Below are 17868 nucleotides of genomic sequence, written 5' to 3' on the forward strand. Positions count from 1 at the left end.
ACTTTAATATTTCTGTCGTTGCACTTCTATTTTAATTCAAATTCAATTCAAAACTTCGATTTCGTTGGGACTCAGGTGAGCTTGAAATCGACGCTCGAACTTGACTTTAACTGGAAAATTCGGACTAATCGATCGACCTTTCCAATCGACCATAATTTCGACGGCTTCTCCTTCTAAACCCTGCAAGCTAAAGGGTTGGTTGCGATGTTGCGGGTGGTGATAGACCACAATATTTTCTTTAACTCGAATGCGATCGCCGACGTTCATCGTTACTTTCATCTTTTGATACACAACTTAATTAAGGGATTCAGTTTATGGAAAATCTGAATCCCTCATCAATCCCCTCAAAACCAACTTAACCGTCGCTCGAACAAGTGACCATCAAGTAATCACAGGCAGAACACTCCGTTCGAGTTATCCGATATTCGGCACGGTCTGAGTTCATCACCTTGGTATTCAGAACGTGAAGTCGCTTCGCAAAACTGCCACAATTTGGGCATGGCACTGCTTGAGCTGTATGCATAAAAATCTCTGCTTTTCTCTCGTCAAAATTTTCGAGTTCTAAATCGATCGTTCGAGCAACAGATCGGATTTAAAGGTATTTTTCGACCGCACGAGCAAACCGATCGTAAGGGGCAAGACCCACAATATTTTCCACGAGCTTGCCATCTTGAAAAATAAGTACGGCAGGAATACTGCGCAACTGCACTTTTTTAACGAACGCTTTGTTTTCTTCCACATCAAGAGTGACGACCTGGAGGCGATCGCCATACTCTTGGGAAAGTCGATCGACGAGCGGTCCAATTACCTTGCACGGGCCGCACCAAGACGCAGAACACTCGACAACAACTAGACCTCGAGCGCTCAGAATTTTATCAATATCGATCGGTCGAGATGCAACAGCTTGACTCATAAAAATTGACCCAGAATTAAACCCAGAATTTAAAAATTATCGGCACACGGCAAACGAAGTCAATTTAGACTCCAACGGCAGCTTTTAGCGCTTCATTCAGGGAGATCGTTACCTCTTCAACGGAGCGATTGCCGTCAATTTGAGCCAAACATCCCTGCTGGTGATAAAAATCGATGAGCGGCGTAGTTTGCTCCCGATACACTTGCAAACGGCGGCGAATGGTTTCTTCGTTATCGTCTTTGCGTCCCCGTGCCAGCATCCGTTCCACGAGAGCTTCAGTTTCTACGTCGAAATAGACCGCTCGATCGCAAGGTTGTTCTAGCCGTTCGAGTAGTGCGTTGAGAGAATCCCCTTGCACGAGATTCCGGGGGAAGCCATCGAGAATCCAACCCATGCCAGCATCAGGTTGACCCAAACGCTCTTCAATCAGGGCAATGACGAGGGTGTCGGGAACCAGTTCTCCTGCATCCATAAAGGATTTGGCTTTCACACCGAGAGGGGTTCGATCGGCAACGGCTTGACGCAAAATATCCCCGGTGGAAATGTGAGGAATTTGCCAAGTTTGGGCGAGGTTAGCTGCTTGAGTTCCTTTACCTGCACCAGGTGCGCCAAGAAAAATGAGTCGCATCATCATGTTGAGATTGAATTGGTATTTCAATGAAGTTGACAGGCTCAACCTAGGAGCCAAATGTATTAAAAGCGTGAAATAAATTAGGGAATTGTCACGATCGCCCCGACGCAATCTGAGCTACCATGCTTCTACGAGTCGCGGAATCTTTGAGCGAATTGTTTCTGCAATTTTTAAGAGCCATGACAGCGAAAAAAGCGGTTGGTCAGACAGTTTGGAATCGGTTAGAACGCGGGCGGCAAGCTAAAGCTGCCCAGGGCGGTTATGCGGGCTACGGTTCTCCGGCTTTCGGTCAGCAAGCTTTGAATGGCGAGTTGGTAGCAAATCCCCTCGAACAGGAAATTATCGAGTTAATTCGCCGTCACCATAAATCTGGTAAGTCCCTGCAACAGGTTGCCGATTGGCTCAACCAGCACGGCTACAAAACCAAGCGAGGTCAGCAATGGCAGCGAATTTCTGTTAAGCGAGTTCTCGATCGACTCTATGGAAAGAATCCGCAACAATCCCCAGCGTTAAACGATCGCAAACTCAAGTGACTTTGATTCGAGCCGCACTCAGCAGCAATTTCCTCCCTGACGTTTCCCCATTTAAGGTTTTTGTAAGATGTGTTTCATCCTACACCATTAGAGCAACAAAATCTATACGTATTATTTGTTTTGATTATCTCAACTGTTACATCCCTGTTTGAGGTCGACGATCGAGTGTCTCAGAAGTTCTGTGAGGGTTGATGGGCAGTGGTTATGCAATTCGACGATTCGACTGTGGGAACGCCATCTTTGGAGGATGCCATCGATCGTCATCCGTTAATCGTATCGCCGGAAACGCCTTTGCTCGATGCGATCGCCCTGATGAATCAAACGCGGGCGAATGGGGGTTCGGAGGTTAACTCAACTGCTAACTCGACGGTGGATGGGGTGACCGGTTCCGACCCCAACACCATACCGTTAACTGGAGCGAGATCGAGCTGCGTACTGGCACTTGCGGGCGATAAAGCAATCGGCATTTTTACCGAACGAGATATCGTCCGCCTGACTGCGGATGGAGTCGATTTTGCCGGAGTCGGCGTCGCGCGCATCATGGTCCATCCGGTGATTACCTTCAAATACAGCGAATTTAAAGATATTTTTGCGGTGTTGTTTTTATTTCGCCGGTATCGAATGCGCCATCTGGTCATCGTAGACGATCGCGATCGACTTGTGGGAGTCGTTTCCTCCGAAAGTATCCGTCGGGTGTTACGTCCGGCGAATCTGTTGAAAATGCGTCGGGTGTCGGAAGTGATGACAACACCCGTCATTCAAGCGGCGTTGAGTACGTCGGTGCTGGGTGTAGCCCAGTTGATGGCCCAACATCGCGTTAGTTGCGTGGCGATTATCGAGGCCGATGGGGAACCCTTTGCGTTACCCGTCGGTATTGTCACCGAACGAGATATCGTCCAATTTCAGGCTTTGGGATTGAACTTAGACGATACAACCGCAGAAGCGGTGATGAGTTCTCCGTTATTTTTGCTGAGTCCGGAAGATTCCCTGTGGACGGCACATCGAGAGATGCAAAAACGTCGCGTTCGGCGGTTGGTGGTGTCGTGGAATTGGGGTGGCGGTTTGGGTATCGTGACGCAAACGAGTTTGCTGCGAATTTTCGATCCCATGGAGATGTATGGGGTGGTGGAAACCTTGCAGCGCACCGTGGATGAATTGGAAGAAAAACACGATTCTTCAGAGGATGGGTTGACACGACAAAATTCCCCAGAATCGCCCTTAGAGCAGAATACTGTCGATATATCTGCTGAGGATATCAAGGTTCATCTGGGGAATTTGCGCGCTTGTCTGGAACGCTTGGCGGATCGATCGAATCTTTCCTCATCCCAACAAGATGCGATCGTTACTCGGGCGTTAGGGGAGTTGTCACAACTCGAAAAGTTCGCCACTGGAAAGTCGTAGCTGGATTCAAAAAAAGGGTGGTATGGGAGTCGAACCCATCTAAGGCAGATTAAAAGTCTGCTGCACGGCCGCTATGCCAACCACCCAGAATTAGAGAGAAAGGGGAGATGGGGGAGGAACGGGAGATGGGGGAGAATTGAGGGAATGTAGCCCCCGAAGCCTCCGAAGCCTCCGAAGCCTCCAAAGCTCAATATCACAGATATTCTTAGCTATAGCGATATAAATGGAGAGGACGGGACTCGAACCCGCATCAACCAACGGCAACTTTCAGGAAAATGCGCTTCCTTACTACCCACAGGCAGATAAAACTGACTACCTGAAAGCAGATGGGAACTTCCCCCATCTCGGACATTGAATTCCTTTCAGTGCTTCTGCAACCCGTTGCCCGTTCTTCGTTTCGGGGAACGTCGCGATGCAACTTTTTACCCTACTCCGTCAAACCCGGTTGTCCTTGTGGGAGCCGGTTTCCAACTTTTCTCCGGTGCCATTCCAATTAGGCGACCTCCCCATGTTTTTATTGTAGCCAGTCCGCCAGGAAGGTACTGCCCCTTCTATCCCCGCGTTATCAGCACGGTGCCTCGCTTTTTAGCCTCTGGCGGATGAGAGGAAGATGGAGGAATCGTGGGCGTAGCCTGCGCCTTCGCGCATACACCTACGACATCGCTGCCGTACCCTGGTTTTCAAGACCAGTTGCCGTCCCGTCGGCGGCATCTTCCAAAAGGGGATGACAGGAATCAAACCTGCAACGAATCGGTTAAGAGCCGACTGCTCTATCAATTGAGCTACATCCCCAAGGGTTTTATTGCAGACAAGAATCTGAGGATACGGGTGAAGGTGAGCAGGGGGAGAAACGGGAGCGGGGGAAGCTGGGGGAGAGTGAAGCTCGTGCCAACTCTCGAAGCGGAAGCTGGAGGAATCGAACCCCTACGCACTGGTCGTACTCCTGTTTTCGAGACAAGTTGCTCACCTTGAGCAGCAGCTTCCAAAATGATGGCAAATGGCGATCGTACAAGCAGTTTTCTCCCCCTGCTCCCCATGCTCCCCATGCCCCCCTGCCCATCCAAAAAGGGGTGTCTGACGGGAGTTGCACCCGCTAATGACTAGCTTCACTCCGCTAGCGTCTCCACGGCTTCGACTTCAGACACCATGAGGGAAGGGATATAGGACGCAATGCACCCCGAAAGATCGTCAGGAATTACGAGACACTTCAGCGTTTCTCGAATGAATGAGGTTCGGAACTCGCAAGGTTAGAGAAATATTCGAGATTTCGATCGACCCAATTTGCAAATCCCAAATTATCATTTTCGGGGGTAACGATCTGCGTGCGACTTTGAGCAGCAACTCGACCGTCGGAGAAAATCTGAACCCCAGCGTTAGTCCCATCAAGTTTCACTTTTGCTCGATAGGTAATTTTGGGTGTTTCTCCAATTTTTTCCAAACTGCGATACAAATTGTGTAATAACTCAATGCTCGGCCATTTTTGCAGTTGAGCCGATTTTGCCATTGTTTTTTGACAGTACAGCTCGGAAAGATCGGTACCCGTCGCATCGTCAACTTTACCCAATGCCATGCCAAAAGAGCGCACTCCTCGAAGTTTGGCGGGTTTAATTTTTGTGCCATCTTTGAGGATCGAACCAGCTAAAGCAACGGCTACCCGATCGCCCACTTCATAAATATTTTCCAGGTTAGCAATAGTTTGTACCTCATCGTAACCGGAGGCTTTCATCGAATAAACCCGCAAACTCTCTGCATTGGGATGTGCTTCAGCATGGGTCACATCCATGACGATTACAGGCATGGTTCACCTCCTTACTTGCTTGAAAAACGAACGTCCAGAAAAGGACAAGTGGAGCCAAGGAGAATCGAACTCCTAACCTCCTGCTTGCAAGGCAGGCGCTACTACCAATTGAGCTATGGCCCCAAAATTATCATTTCGATCGAACTATGACTGACGTAAAATTCCTCGTACGACCATTAAAATTTGTCCGAGTTTGTTTTGACCAGTTCCATATTTTCCACATCCCCAGTAATAATCCCCTGGTGCATTTTCGACGATTTCCTCATCTCCTGTTGCCAAGAGAATCTCGCGAATATCGGTATGGGTTTGAAATTTACACAACACCGCGCGTTGCATGATTTCGTCTTTCACATCTTCCCAATCTTGCCGCAAGGTATGTTCGCGGCTGCGTCCCATTTTCGCCGCATCTTTCGGAGTTTTGACCTCACGGATTTTGTCAAACCAAGGGCGATCGGTCGTAGCAAATTTTTGAGCTTGGAAATAATGCTCGCTAGTCGGCCACCACTGACCATCTAACTCGAAACCGTGTCGAGAAAAGTTGGAGAAACAACCGTAAGGTTTTTCGCGAGTGCTATAAAAATAAATAGTCATTGCTTTACTCCAAAACTCACCTGCGCGTCTTCCACAGTCTGCTAATACTTTTTCTTGTGTTTTTTGACGGACTTAATCATCTTCCCGAACGCGCGGTCTTTCTGGCGCTTTTCGTAGTAGGACATCTCATTATATGCCGCCTCCCGTTGCATAGCGGCGTAGTTCTCGTAGCGTTTCTCGGAAAGTACGCCTTGTTCGATCGCAGCGCGGATAGCGCAGCCTTTTTCGTTAGTATGCGAACAATTTTTGAACTTGCACTCGCGCTCGAGTTCGGCAATTTCGGAAAATGTTTTTTCGATTCCAGCCTCAATGAAGAGGTTGCCCAATTCACGCATTCCAGGGGTATCAATGACCAGTGCGCCGGAGGACAATCGAATTAATTGGCGATGCGTCGTGGTATGCTTCCCTTTACTATCTTTCTCCCGCACGGGCTGCGTGTCAATCCGATCGTGCCCCAAAAGTCGATTGAGCAGTGTTGATTTACCAACACCTGACGAACCAACAAGACAGTAGGTTTTGCGCGGGCGCATTAGCGCTTGTATTTTTTCCAACTGCACGCCGGTTTCGTTACTAAATGCGATCGCATCAAGCCCAACGACCAAGTCGCTAATACTTTCGAGTTTCTCTTCAACCTCCTCGCGCGCCAAAAGATCGCATTTACTAAACAGTACAACAGGTACAATGTCGCTCTCGCGAATCATCACCAAATATCGTTCGAGGCGACGCGGATTGAAGTTTTCGTCGAGAGACTGAAGAACGAATGCAACATCGATATTTGCACCAATTAACTGATAATCGATGTTTTTTCCAACACTCTTGCGCCTCAAAAGACTTTTTCTTGGAATGAGTTGATGAACGATCGCATGAGTATCATCATCAAAAAACTCTGCTCGAACCCAATCCCCCACAGTTGGCAGGTCAATTGCAGACTCAACTTGATAGTGAAACCTACCAGTCAACTGGGCAAATACATCGGTCCGACCATTTGAAATTACAAAGCTATCTTTATGCACGGCGACAACACGTGCCAATGGAAGCTCTGAAGCGGATCCGAGTGGGGGCACAGACAATTCGTCGAAGCCGAGTTCCCAAATTCCATTTGATTTGCTGTGGGCTATATTATTCATCATGACTGCCGTTATTTGGTACTAAAGCCTCGATTTATTGCCGAACCAAGAACGCCGACTTTTTTCATCGCCGCCAGCTTCTCTTCAAAAACCTGGCGGAATGTCTAAATTGTCTGTCTCAAATAACAGGCGATCGCATCTTGAAAAATCGCGTGCGAGTTCCCAGAGCATTGTGCTTTCTCAGTTACTAGGGGGACTCCGCTGGTGAGTTATTACACACTCTTTAAAGGATAGCGACTTCTACGCTCACCTCCCAGGTTTTTCGCACTCCCCGTTCTCACGCACCTACTGCATGGCAGTAGTACCATTCCTCTCATACTTAGTATGTAGGCTCTTAGAGGTTAGGTCACGCTAAATGCGATCGCCATTTTGAGATTTGAGTTCCAATGTTTGGTGTTGGAATTTGAACTTTGATGTTTAATATGCAACAAAGAAGATAATCACCTCCTTTTAAATTCATAAAGTTTAACGGGAGTGGTAGGAATTGTAGGCGAAGCCTTCTCGAAGAGTACCTACACAAATCGGTTTAGAAGACCGATGCCCAATCCATGAGGCGACACTCCCAAAAGTAGTCCCGGCAGGAATCAAACCTGCGACATCTTGTTTGTAAGACAAGCGCTCTATCAACTGAGCTACAGGACCAGATATAGCGGTTTTCATGAAGGTTGAACTCAACCCACTGAAGCGGGGTAGGCACAGGGGCACTACCCCTACAGGTTCTCTGATTTTTCCAACCCATTATGCTCGGGGTGAATTTTTTTGAAAACCGCTATCAAGCGGATAACGAGGCTCGAACTCGTACCTAGAGTTTGGAAGACTCAGATGCTGCCGTTACACCATATCCGCAAGATGTGAATTTTGAGAGAGTTTTGAGATGATTTTAAAATGCTGACCGCTCAGCCAGGAGGAAACTTCAAGGTTTTGTGGAACCTGCAACCCTTACCCTGGATTTTATCGAGGATTAAACTTTGGCGTTTGACGGTTGATGTTCTAACGTTTGTGGTTTGAGTTTTAAGCGCTAAGCTTTGAGCTTTGAGCTTTAAGAAATAGGGATGATGGAGTGGATTGCGAATTCCACACCTCACGATGGGTAAATCGTGCGCTCTAACGCAGTTGAGCTATCCATCAATAACCACAAATTTAGAAGTTTTCGAGCGACCAGCACGTTAAATGCTTACTTCAAATTAGTCGGGAATTTCGACAGTCGTTCGGGCGTTGCTAATGGACAAAACGCGATCGACGGTTGAGTTAAAGTCTTCGACAAAGGTTTGCCGTCCCTCAATTTTTTCGGCAATATCGATCGGATCGAGGAGTTCCACGCCTTCCCGTGCCAGGAAGCTATCGGCAAGAGATTGATACTTCTCAGCAGAGGCGTTTTTACCTAACACTTCGATCGCCAGTTTGTCGAGTCGATCTTTAACCCGTACCTTGGCAATATCGTAGTCTTTCCGAGCGCGACTGTAAGCCGACTGCATCGTGTTGAGAACACCTTCGTAGTAGTCGATGAAGTTCTTCATTTCGATCGCCTCAGCCACCGTCATTTCCTCTCCGGCGATCGTCACCATCGTCGAAGCGTTGGACAAAACGACCGATCGCTTAATCGTACGCCGTCGGGCAATCAGCGCGTCTACCCGTTGCAGGGCCGCTCTGGCTTGGGAAGCGTGTTCCTGACGAGACTTATAACCCGTCGGCACTTTACCCACTTCTACCACGGCAATTAAAGCATTGTTATCGAGAGCCGCGCGGGCTGAATCGATGCGCTTTTCGAGCAGCGTCAGTTCCGCCAGCGCATCCGTGACTGTCATCGTTGTCATTCTTGACACCTCCTCAACCGAAATGAACTAAAGCAGATGGCGAGAATCGAACTCGCAAGAAGGCTTTACGAGAGCCTCATGTTTCCTGTTACATCACACCTGCGTCTAATAGCAGTCAGCCGTCAGCAGTCAGCCATCAGCTCGACGTTGCTGTTTATCGCTGGTTGCCTTTGTAAAGCGTGCGATTTGAATTGAAAACAATTAAAAATTCAGAGCAGAAGTTGGGACTCGAACCCAAATCGAGGGTTTACCATACCCTTGTGTTGCCGGTTACACCACAACTGCAAATTGTAGCCACCCAAGATCCAGACACCTTGCTGCTTTAATGATTCGCAAACGCGAGCAAGATGCTCGCACTGGTGCGATCGCGATCGATGGTTACCGTTGGCGTCGCACTCTCACCCTTTTGCCACTTTGCTGTTTGCCAATCCAACAGAGGAATTTCTGCATTTTGGGTTCGCTTTTGAGCTTTTCCAAGGTATTCAGATGATTTGCCAAGTGCTTGTTATCGAACAAAGCGTGAATTTGGCGATGGCACGCCGAGCAAATCTCGATGGTTGGACTGGGTTTAGCTTTTTTGCGTTTGGTGGCTTGTCGGGGAATCAGGTGATGCAGCGTTAATTGCTCCATTTCCCGATCGCAGAGTTTGCATTCCATGATTGGCAAAGATCGACATCAATACCTCTATTTTCGATCGAACATCGTTTTGAAACCTCTATCGAATGGAACCTTTAGAAATGCGATCGCACTTTCAGTACGATTTGGGAGCAGGGGCAAGAATTGAACTTGCTGATTTTCAGGGTATGAACCTGATGAGCCGCCTTTGCTCCATCCCTGCGATACCCCTGACTGGACTCGAACCAGCAACCCCTAGGTTCTTAGCCTAGTGCCTCTTCCGATTGGGCTACAGGGGTAAAAGTCTGAGTGGCAGGGATCGAACCTGCGACCTGAAGTTCCCGAAACTTCCGCGCTTCCAACTGCGCCACACCCAGGTATTTTGAGTTTAAAATTTACCTTGAAAAGAACGATCTTTAAATTTTTCCATGTTCTTTTTTGACCCAATACCCTCTAGGAGGTTTATCGATACCATAAGCTTTACACCATTTTTCAATTGCCTTATCACTAATGCCAAACTCTTGAGCGATTTGTCGAGTTGGTTTTGACCAAACTAGTTTTTCTAGTTCTTCCTTGGAGGGTCGGATAACTTTCCTAGATGCTAGCCTGTAGCATCTTCGAGAACAGTAAGTATTGCAATCCTGGCTAGCAAGCGATTTACCGCAGTACGAGCAGATTGTATGCTCAAGCTTGCAACTGTAACTCCCATCTCCATTATTGATTAAACTTCTACGTTCGAGTGGTATTTTGTGCCAACGATTTCGACTTTCTGCACTATCAAATACTAGCGTGCTGACAAAGCGGCTATTATTTTGATTGCCACTCACAGATGAGATCGCTTTTTTAGAATTTAATCTCTTCTTCAAGGATTTGTGAGCTTTACCTGCATGGTTATCGGTCAGAGCATGGCAGTTAGGACATAATAGCTGAAGATTTTTTAATCTATTATCATAGCGATCTCCGTTAATGTGATGAAGTTCCAAAGGAACATCGCCATTTAACCAAGTTGTTGTATGGCAGGACTCACATTCTGCAATTTTGATGCCATCTCTAATCAGCTTTAGCTTCAAGTGATGTGGATTGATAATTGACCCTTGATAAAGATAATCACTTGCAGGTTTTTGTTGACCTGTTTTATATCCGCGCCCACCTTGATTACCTTTGTAGATAATGTTCATTTTAGCGAGATACGCTTCTAAGGTCATTGGTCTACAGTCAAGTTGACTACAAATAAATGCCTTAGAACGGTGTTCGCTAATCCACTGCCTGATTTGGGCTTCTTTGCTTAAAATATCATGTCTTCTCATTCCTCCATTTAATACACATTTTATATGAATAATCAAGTGTATACTACTAAGTGAAGCAGTACAGACACTGATTAATACCCCTGACAGGAGTCGAACCTGCAAAACACTCGGTCTGAGCGAGCGACGGTTTCCAATTACGTCACAGGGGCAGAATCGGGACGGCAGGACTCGAACCTGCGACTCCTTGTCCCCAAAACAAGGCTTCTGGCCGCTGAATTACATCCCGTAAATACTCCTGACTGGACTCGAACCAGCAACACGCAAGGTTTAAGCTTGCTGCCTCTTCCGATTGGGCTACAGGAGCATAACTGGGAAGGAGGGAATCGAACCCCCAAACACCTGCTTCAAAGGCAAGCTGCTTTGCCTGTTTGCATACTTCCCATTGGATGCCGGGACAGGGATCGAACCTGTATCTCAGACTTCAGAGGACTGCGACTTGCCAATTCGTCCACCCGGCAATAAATGGCTGCCCCAGTAGGACTCGAACCTACAACCGCGCGGTTAACAGCCGCTCGCTCTACCATTGAGCTATGAGGCAACGTAAGCCCCCCAGGTCAGTATCGAACTGACGACCTCTGGTTTTTCAGACCAGCGCTCTCACCAAACTGAGCTACCGGGGGATAAGCGGAGAGAGAGGGATTTGAACCCCCGTCGGGTGTATTACCCGATCGATCGTTCCAAGATCGTGCCTTCGACCGCTCGGCCATCTCTCCAGCAACGAGAGCGGAGGGAGTCGAACCCCCAAGTCTTCAGGGTCGTAGCCTGAGATGTTATCCACTTACACCACGCTCTCATGGGGGACGAACTGGGTAAAATACTTCACGCGAGCAAGATGCTCGCATTAGCGGGTTACCGTTCGTTCGTCCGAAAGGCGGAGAGGACAGGATTTGAACCTGCAATGAGGGATTACCCCATGCTTCATTAGCAGTGAAGTGCCTTACCGTTCGGCCACCTCTCCAAAGCGGGTCGGATAGGATTCGCACCTACAACGTATAAAAACGACGGTTTTACAGACCGCTGCCCACCCTCATAGGCGAGCCGACCCAGGTTTTCTCGAATTCGGTCTAACTCTGCGAACTCGATGTTAGATACAATCGCTCGTATCGATAGTGCCGACGGGACTCGAACCCGCAATCACTTGCTTGAAAGACAAGGGGCTTAATCCAATTTGCCTACGGCACTAGGAAGTTAAAAATCAAAAATACAAAATCAAAAATGCATTTTGAAAAGTTGAACGGGATAGAAGAAACCGATCGCTTTTCGCAAAATTAAAAATGCAAGATTGCAATGGTAATTTTGCAAGGCGAGGGAACTAGGATTTGAACCTAGAACGTCAGTTTTGGAGACTGAAATGTTGCCGTTACACCATTCCCCCAGGTTGTGGTTACAGCGGCGGGAGTCGAACCCGCATCGACCAAGTTATGAGCTTGGTGCTTTACCTTTAAGCTACGCTGCAACGAAAGGTCAGGGTGGGAATCGAACCCACGATTTCGGTTTTGCAGACCAAAGCCTTCAACCACTTGGCTACCTGACCAGCTCAGTCGATCGTGGTATCAATTGATGACTCTCAACCGAGCGCTATCAACTATTCGCTGAAAATAGTCTCGACGGGATTTGTTCGCGAAGCGTCTCCGGTAGGAGTTACACGCAATCTTCTGCTTGAGGGGCAGACGGCTTAAACCCTTTGCCTACGAGACTATGGCGCTCAAAGTTCAAGGTTCGATTTTGAGGCTTCTAACGGGATTTTTGGGCTAAAAACCGCAAACTCGATACTTGCAAGAATAGGATTCTTTGAGTCGATCGAAACTTGAAGATCCCCCTAAATCCCCCTTAAAAAGGGGGACTTTTTTGATTACCTTTCTATCGAAAAGAGAAACTTTTTCTAATTCCCCCCTTCATAAGAGGGGCTAGGGGGGATCGAAGCCAGAACCTGACACTTTGAGCAATTTGCGAATTGTCATTCTTTTAAAAAAAGAAAATTAACAACAAAATGTTTGTCCGCATTCAACTGTCAAACGGGGCTGACGGGATTTGTTCGCGAAGCGTCTCCGTTAGGAGTTACACGCGACCTCTTGTTCGACAGACAAGCACTCTACACTACTGAGTTACAACCCCAGGAAGTTGACAGTCGATGTGCGGAATCTCGGACGGTTTGGCGGCATTCCTCGTGGGAGAAAAACCGAGGGGTCTAAACTCCGGAAGAGGAGAAAAAACCGCGCTTGTCCGAATATTTGTGACATGGTTTATTGCTATTCAATTTTCAAGGTTCGGTGCGCGTTGGAGCTTGCCGTTTTGGATTGACCGTTTGGCTGTTTCCCGCTCGCTTATTTATATACTACAAACATACTACATTTATGTCAAGGGGTTGGAAGAACTTTTTTTGAGAAAGTCCAATTTTGCTTGTAAATTAAGGGTTTTCGCAATTCTATCTCGGGTGTCGTGGTTGGCTTAAACAGACTAGTCAATCGATTTCTGTAGTACTTCAGCCGATCTATCCTCAGTCGCCTACCACAATAATTTGGTAAGGAGAGCGCTCCCGTACCAACCCGATCGAACTCGTGTTTCCCCGACAGTGCTTGTTTATGAACTGACAGAGCTGGGTGAATCCAGGGAAATTCAGCTGACTCGATGTTTCCATCGCTCTCCCTGGAGACCCGACCAAAACGTATTACATAAACTCGTACTACAAAAAATCGTAATACACGAGATCGATCTCGATCGTGGCAGATGGGGTAGAAGCGAACCCTTACTATCTCGTTCGACACCAACCAGCGATCGCATGAATTGCGAAAAAGCTAGACGTGAAAGGATCGGGGGGAGTGTCCGTTTCTCATTTTCAATCACCCATTCTCGACTTCTGCCGCCGTTTCCGTCCCTGCCTCCAAACCCCCAGAACCCGCTAAAATATAAGCCTAATCCAAGACACCAAACCATGACCGTTACATCCCCCGTAGAATTTCAAGATGAATTTGATGTCGTAGTGGTGGGGGCGGGACACGCTGGATGCGATGCTGCCCTGGCTGCGGCCCGTCTGGGCTGCCGAACTCTGCTGCTGACCCTGAATCTGGATAAAATTGCGTGGCAACCCTGCAATCCAGCCGTCGGCGCGCCAGCCAAGTCGCAACTGGTACACGAAGTCGATGCCTTGGGGGGCGAAATTGGCAAGATGGCCGATCGCACCTACCTGCAAAAACGGGTGCTGAACGCCTCGCGGGGACCTGCCGTGCGATCGCTGCGGGCACAGACGGATAAGCGGGAATACGCCGCCATCATGAAGCAAATCGTCGAGAACCAAGAAAACCTGTCCGTTCGCGAGGGGATGGTAACGGATTTGGTGTTGGGCAAGAATGAAGAAGTGGTCGGGGTACAAACCTACTTCGGCGTGGCGTTTGGATGCAAAGCTGTTATTTTAACCACTGGAACCTTCCTCGGCGGTACGATTTGGGTAGGCAACAAATCTATGCAAGCGGGACGGGCAGGGGAATTTGCCGCTATCGGACTGACGGAAACCCTGCAACGTCTGGGCTTTGAAACCGATCGCCTGAAAACCGGAACCCCGGCGCGAGTGGATAAGCGATCGGTCAATTTTAGCATTCTCGAACCCCAACCCCCGGACGAGGAAGTGCGCTGGTTCAGTTTCGATCCCGAAGCCTGGGTGGAACGGGAACAGATGAACTGCCACCTCACCCGCACGACGGCTGCCACCCACAAAATTATTCGCGACAACCTGCATTTATCTCCGGTATACGGCGGTTGGGTGGATGCCAAAGGCCCCCGCTACTGCCCCAGCATCGAAGATAAAATCGTTCGGTTTGCCGATAAGGAAAGCCACCAAATTTTCATCGAACCCGAAGGTCGGGATATTCCCGAACTCTACATTCAGGGGTTCTCCACGGGACTGCCGGAAAACCTGCAACTGCAAATGCTGCGCACTCTCCCCGGCTTGGAAAACTGCGTCATGTTGCGGCCGGCGTATGCGGTCGAATACGACTACTTGCCAGCCACTCAGTGTTACCCGACGCTGATGACGAAAAAAATTGAGGGGTTGTTCTGCGCGGGACAAATTAACGGGACGACGGGATACGAAGAAGCCGCTGCCCAGGGGTTTGTCGCCGGGGTGAACGCTGCCCGATTCGTCCGGGGGGAGGCAATGCTGGTGTTCCCCCGCGAACAGAGTTATATCGGCACGCTGATCGACGATTTGTGTACGAAGGAGTTGCGGGAACCCTACCGAATGCTGACGAGTCGATCGGAGTATCGCTTGGTACTGCGGTCTGATAATGCCGATCGCCGCTTAACGCCTCTGGGGCGGGAAATCGGCACGATCGACGATCGCCGCTGGCAGTTGTTCCAAACCAAACAAGCCAATATCGCCGCCGAGAAGGAACGGTTGCACTCGACGCGGATTAAGGAACGGGATGAAGTAGGGGTGCGCATTGCTACCGATACCCAGCAGAAAATCAAGGGGTCGATTACCCTAGCTGACTTGCTGCGCCGTCCCAAATTCCACTATGCCGATCTCGATGCTTACGGATTGGGCAATCCCGACATCGGATTTGCCGAACGGGAAGGGGCGGAAATCGATCTCAAATATTCCGGCTACCTGCAACGGCAGCAAAACCAGATCGATCGGGTTTCTCGGGAAGCCAATCGCCGACTACCGGAGGATTTGGACTATCACAGTATCACCACTCTCTCGAAGGAGTCGCGGGAAAAACTCAGCAAAATTCGACCCGCTACGATCGGACAGGCTTCGCGCATCGGGGGCGTGAACCCGGCGGATATGAATGCGTTGTTGATTTATCTGGAATTGCAGCATCGGCAAACCGTTGCATCCAAGTAATCGAACCTGCATTGAATTATCTGGATTTGAGTTTAGTCCATCACACCTTTTCGATCGCCCAAATCACCTGCGATCGCCGCGCAAGACAGACCGACGATCGCACCTTCCCCACCCGCTCATGAATAATGCAGGTTCAGACGGATTGCTTCCACTCCCGAACCCTGATGAGGCGATCGCTTCCACAACACTCACCAGTTCACTTATCTCCTCCGGACTCTTGATTTGTGCGCAAAATCCCAAATGGGTTTGATCTGAAAGCAAATACGTTGAAGAAATCCAGGAGCGATCGCGCCCAACTCTTGCAAACCGCAAAAACCGTCTCCACACAAGACTTTCCCACCTCGAGCGCCCAAAACGTCCAATTCAAAACATGACAAACTCCTCAGTTTAGTGTATTAGATAGGGGCAAACACGTTGAGGGGACAGATCCTATGGCACTAATCGTTCAGAAATTCGGCGGCACATCAGTGGGTTCGGTAGAACGCCTGCAAGCTGTTGCCGCGCGGGTGAGTCGAACGGCGCGATTCGGCAACTCCGTCGTGGTCGTCGTCTCTGCCATGGGCAAAACTACCGATGGTTTAGTCAAACTCGCCCAAGACATTTCCGCCAACCCCTGCCGACGGGAAATGGATATGCTTCTCTCCACCGGGGAACAGGTTTCCATCGCCCTATTGAGCATGGCCCTCCAAGAAGCGGGACAGCCCGCCATTTCCCTAACCGGGGCGCAAGTGGGCATTGTCACCGAAGCCCAGCACACCCGCGCCCGAATTTTAAGCATCCAAACCGATCGCCTCGATCGCCATCTCAAAGACGGTAAAGTCGTTGTCGTTGCCGGTTTCCAAGGCGTGACTCCTTCGGGGGAACTCGAAATCACCACCCTCGGGCGGGGCGGTTCCGATACCTCTGCCGTTGCCATCGCTGCCGCCCTGAAAGCCGATCGCTGCGAAATCTACACCGACGTTCCTGGCATTCTCACCACCGATCCCCGGCTAGTGCCCGAAGCCCAACTCATGGCGGATATTACCTGCGATGAAATGCTCGAACTCGCCAGCCTCGGGGCCAAAGTCCTCCATCCCCGCGCCGTCGAAATCGCCAAAAACTACGGCGTTCCCCTGGTGGTGAGATCGAGCTGGACCGAAGATCCCGGCACCCGAGTCACCTCACCCAACCCCATCCCCCGTCCCTTAGAAGGGCTGGAACTGACCCGTCCGGTCGATCGCATCGAACTCGATACGGACCAGGCTAAGGTAGCATTGCTGCGCGTTCCCGACTGTCCGGGAGTCGCCGCCACACTCTTCGGTGAAATTGGCGATCGCGATTTAGACGTCGACTTGATTATCCAGTCCATTCACGACGGCAATACCAACGACATCGCCTTCAGCGTCAGTCGTAATTCCGCCGCGCGAGCAGAATCCATTGCCGAAGCCATTGCCCCCACCCTCGGTCCCTCAGAGGAAGCCCGAGAATCTGCCGAAGTCCTCGTCGAGCGGCAAATTGCCAAAATCAGCGTCGTCGGTGCGGGTATGATCGGTCGTCCGGGGGTCGCCGCGCAAATGTTTGCTGCCCTCGGGAAAGCGGGCGTGAATATCGATATGATTTCCACCTCTGAAGTCAAGCTCAGTTGCGCCATCGATGCGGCGGATGGCGATCGCGCTGTTGCCGCCCTGTGCGACGTCTTTGAAGTCCGCAGTTCCCCCATCCCCACTCCAGGGGAAAGCTCATCCTCACTCACCGATTCCTCCCCTGCGGTACGGGGAGTCGCCCTCGATCCCAATCAAGCCCGTCTGGCCATCCGGCAAGTGCCCGATCGATCGGGAATGGCCGCCCGGTTCTTCCAAAAACTCGCCGAACACAACATCAGCGTCGATATGATTATCCAGTCCCAACGCTGCCGGATCGTCAACGAACAGCCCACCCGCGATATCGCCTTCACCGTTGCCCGCGTCGATGCCCAAACAGCTCGGGAAATCCTCACCCCTCTCGTGGCAGAAGTGGGGTGTCAAGAAGTGGCCATCGATACCGCGATCGCCAAAGTGAGCGTTGTGGGATCGGGAATGTTAGGTCAACCGGGTGTTGCCGCTAAGATGTTTGCCGCCCTTGCCGGGAATCAGATTAATATCCAAATGATTACGACTTCAGAGATTAAAATTAGCTGCGCGATCGCCGAATCTGATGGGGTCAAAGCCTTGCAAGCGGTTCACGAGGCGTTTGAATTATCTGGGACTCAGAAAGTGCAAGTTCCGGCTTGAGGGGGCTTGGGGGGCAATGGACAATTGACAATTGACAATTGACAAT

Annotated in this window: 14 protein-coding genes and 28 tRNA genes; 5 read left to right on the forward strand and 37 right to left on the reverse strand. The window is 49.7% G+C overall.

Features of this window, described 5'->3' with window-relative positions:
* Positions 1 to 42 precede the first annotated feature (42 nt).
* The 3 genes from AC2215_RS15435 to AC2215_RS15445 all read right to left on the reverse strand — a co-directional run bounded on the left by AC2215_RS15435 (position 43) and on the right by AC2215_RS15445 (position 1544).
* Positions 43 to 279 carry a ferredoxin-thioredoxin reductase variable chain gene (locus tag AC2215_RS15435; protein WP_486810905.1) on the reverse strand — a complete coding sequence of 79 codons (237 nt, stop codon included), beginning with the start codon at positions 277 to 279 and terminating at the stop codon, positions 43 to 45.
* 313 nt (positions 280 to 592) lie between these two features.
* Positions 593 to 913, reverse strand: coding sequence for a thioredoxin family protein (locus tag AC2215_RS15440; RefSeq protein ID WP_486810906.1), 321 nt, complete (start codon positions 911 to 913; stop codon positions 593 to 595).
* A 64-nt stretch (positions 914 to 977) separates the two neighbouring features.
* A complete protein-coding gene (locus tag AC2215_RS15445; RefSeq protein WP_486810935.1) occupies positions 978 to 1544 on the reverse strand; it encodes an adenylate kinase in 567 nt (188 codons plus the stop codon).
* A gap of 179 nt (positions 1545 to 1723) precedes the next feature.
* Here AC2215_RS15445 and AC2215_RS15450 point away from each other — a divergent pair, with 179 nt between their 5' ends.
* On the forward strand, positions 1724 to 2077 hold the full coding sequence (locus AC2215_RS15450) for a recombinase family protein (RefSeq protein WP_486810907.1): 354 nt from the start codon (positions 1724 to 1726) through the stop codon (positions 2075 to 2077).
* 204 nt (positions 2078 to 2281) lie between these two features.
* Positions 2282 to 3478, forward strand: coding sequence for a CBS domain-containing protein (locus AC2215_RS15455; RefSeq protein WP_486810908.1), 1197 nt, complete (start codon positions 2282 to 2284; stop codon positions 3476 to 3478).
* A gap of 14 nt (positions 3479 to 3492) precedes the next feature.
* Here the strand turns inward: AC2215_RS15455 and AC2215_RS15460 are convergent.
* Positions 3493 to 3564 (reverse strand) — tRNA-Lys (locus AC2215_RS15460).
* Between the two features lie 137 nt (positions 3565 to 3701).
* Here AC2215_RS15460 and AC2215_RS15465 point away from each other — a divergent pair.
* Positions 3702 to 3833 (forward strand): hypothetical protein, encoded by a 132-nt coding sequence (locus AC2215_RS15465; RefSeq protein WP_486810909.1) that lies wholly within the window; start codon positions 3702 to 3704, stop codon positions 3831 to 3833.
* 364 nt (positions 3834 to 4197) lie between these two features.
* Here the strand turns inward: AC2215_RS15465 and AC2215_RS15470 are convergent.
* From AC2215_RS15470 to AC2215_RS15630, 33 genes are all read right to left on the reverse strand, one after another.
* A tRNA-Lys gene (locus tag AC2215_RS15470) sits at positions 4198 to 4270 on the reverse strand.
* 109 nt (positions 4271 to 4379) lie between these two features.
* Positions 4380 to 4462: transfer RNA gene (locus AC2215_RS15475), tRNA-Ser, on the reverse strand.
* Between the two features lie 223 nt (positions 4463 to 4685).
* Positions 4686 to 5276: a hypothetical protein gene (locus AC2215_RS15480; RefSeq protein ID WP_486810910.1), complete on the reverse strand. Its 591-nt coding sequence runs from the start codon at positions 5274 to 5276 to the stop codon at positions 4686 to 4688.
* Between the two features lie 49 nt (positions 5277 to 5325).
* Positions 5326 to 5399, reverse strand: a tRNA-Ala gene (locus AC2215_RS15485).
* A gap of 21 nt (positions 5400 to 5420) precedes the next feature.
* A complete protein-coding gene (ybiA, locus tag AC2215_RS15490) occupies positions 5421 to 5867 on the reverse strand; it encodes a riboflavin biosynthesis intermediates N-glycosidase (protein WP_486810911.1) in 447 nt (148 codons plus the stop codon).
* Between the two features lie 41 nt (positions 5868 to 5908).
* Positions 5909 to 6997, reverse strand: a complete 1089-nt coding sequence (gene rsgA / locus AC2215_RS15495) for a ribosome small subunit-dependent GTPase A (RefSeq protein ID WP_486810912.1) — start codon at positions 6995 to 6997, stop codon at positions 5909 to 5911.
* Between the two features lie 466 nt (positions 6998 to 7463).
* Positions 7464 to 7558: transfer RNA gene (locus AC2215_RS15500), tRNA-Arg, on the reverse strand.
* A gap of 5 nt (positions 7559 to 7563) precedes the next feature.
* A tRNA-Val gene (locus tag AC2215_RS15505) sits at positions 7564 to 7636 on the reverse strand.
* A gap of 133 nt (positions 7637 to 7769) precedes the next feature.
* Positions 7770 to 7840, reverse strand: a tRNA-Gly gene (locus AC2215_RS15510).
* Between the two features lie 338 nt (positions 7841 to 8178).
* Positions 8179 to 8808, reverse strand: coding sequence for a hypothetical protein (locus tag AC2215_RS15515; RefSeq protein ID WP_486810913.1), 630 nt, complete (start codon positions 8806 to 8808; stop codon positions 8179 to 8181).
* Positions 8809 to 8839: 31 nt separating this feature from the next.
* Positions 8840 to 8911 (reverse strand) — tRNA-Thr (locus AC2215_RS15520).
* A 110-nt stretch (positions 8912 to 9021) separates the two neighbouring features.
* Positions 9022 to 9093 (reverse strand) — tRNA-Thr (locus AC2215_RS15525).
* 93 nt (positions 9094 to 9186) lie between these two features.
* Positions 9187 to 9465: an HNH endonuclease gene (locus AC2215_RS15530; protein WP_486810914.1), complete on the reverse strand. Its 279-nt coding sequence runs from the start codon at positions 9463 to 9465 to the stop codon at positions 9187 to 9189.
* A 105-nt stretch (positions 9466 to 9570) separates the two neighbouring features.
* Positions 9571 to 9647 (reverse strand) — tRNA-Met (locus AC2215_RS15535).
* 1 nt (position 9648) lies between these two features.
* Positions 9649 to 9722, reverse strand: a tRNA-Leu gene (locus tag AC2215_RS15540).
* Positions 9723 to 9727: 5 nt separating this feature from the next.
* A tRNA-Pro gene (locus AC2215_RS15545) sits at positions 9728 to 9800 on the reverse strand.
* A gap of 39 nt (positions 9801 to 9839) precedes the next feature.
* On the reverse strand, positions 9840 to 10628 hold the full coding sequence (locus tag AC2215_RS15550; RefSeq protein WP_486810915.1) for a hypothetical protein: 789 nt from the start codon (positions 10626 to 10628) through the stop codon (positions 9840 to 9842).
* Between the two features lie 177 nt (positions 10629 to 10805).
* Positions 10806 to 10879, reverse strand: a tRNA-Leu gene (locus tag AC2215_RS15555).
* A gap of 4 nt (positions 10880 to 10883) precedes the next feature.
* A tRNA-Pro gene (locus tag AC2215_RS15560) sits at positions 10884 to 10956 on the reverse strand.
* A gap of 4 nt (positions 10957 to 10960) precedes the next feature.
* Positions 10961 to 11034, reverse strand: a tRNA-Leu gene (locus AC2215_RS15565).
* Between the two features lie 4 nt (positions 11035 to 11038).
* Positions 11039 to 11112 (reverse strand) — tRNA-Gln (locus AC2215_RS15570).
* Between the two features lies 1 nt (position 11113).
* A tRNA-Gln gene (locus tag AC2215_RS15575) sits at positions 11114 to 11188 on the reverse strand.
* Between the two features lie 5 nt (positions 11189 to 11193).
* Positions 11194 to 11268 (reverse strand) — tRNA-Asn (locus AC2215_RS15580).
* Positions 11269 to 11275: 7 nt separating this feature from the next.
* Positions 11276 to 11350: transfer RNA gene (locus tag AC2215_RS15585), tRNA-Phe, on the reverse strand.
* Between the two features lie 5 nt (positions 11351 to 11355).
* Positions 11356 to 11443 (reverse strand) — tRNA-Ser (locus tag AC2215_RS15590).
* A 5-nt stretch (positions 11444 to 11448) separates the two neighbouring features.
* Positions 11449 to 11523 (reverse strand) — tRNA-Arg (locus AC2215_RS15595).
* 79 nt (positions 11524 to 11602) lie between these two features.
* A tRNA-Ser gene (locus tag AC2215_RS15600) sits at positions 11603 to 11688 on the reverse strand.
* 4 nt (positions 11689 to 11692) lie between these two features.
* Positions 11693 to 11775, reverse strand: a tRNA-Tyr gene (locus tag AC2215_RS15605).
* A 62-nt stretch (positions 11776 to 11837) separates the two neighbouring features.
* Positions 11838 to 11912: transfer RNA gene (locus tag AC2215_RS15610), tRNA-Glu, on the reverse strand.
* Between the two features lie 122 nt (positions 11913 to 12034).
* Positions 12035 to 12105: transfer RNA gene (locus tag AC2215_RS15615), tRNA-Trp, on the reverse strand.
* 6 nt (positions 12106 to 12111) lie between these two features.
* Positions 12112 to 12186: transfer RNA gene (locus AC2215_RS15620), tRNA-Ile, on the reverse strand.
* A gap of 5 nt (positions 12187 to 12191) precedes the next feature.
* Positions 12192 to 12264, reverse strand: a tRNA-Cys gene (locus tag AC2215_RS15625).
* Positions 12265 to 12746: 482 nt separating this feature from the next.
* Positions 12747 to 12845 (reverse strand) — tRNA-Asp (locus AC2215_RS15630).
* Between the two features lie 817 nt (positions 12846 to 13662).
* Here AC2215_RS15630 and mnmG point away from each other — a divergent pair.
* Positions 13663 to 15573: a tRNA uridine-5-carboxymethylaminomethyl(34) synthesis enzyme MnmG gene (mnmG, locus tag AC2215_RS15635; RefSeq protein ID WP_486810916.1), complete on the forward strand. Its 1911-nt coding sequence runs from the start codon at positions 13663 to 13665 to the stop codon at positions 15571 to 15573.
* A gap of 431 nt (positions 15574 to 16004) precedes the next feature.
* Positions 16005 to 17822 carry an aspartate kinase gene (locus AC2215_RS15640; protein WP_486810917.1) on the forward strand — a complete coding sequence of 606 codons (1818 nt, stop codon included), beginning with the start codon at positions 16005 to 16007 and terminating at the stop codon, positions 17820 to 17822.
* Positions 17823 to 17868: the final 46 nt, after the last annotated feature.

The sequence above is a fragment of the Zarconia sp. genome (assembly GCF_057467645.1).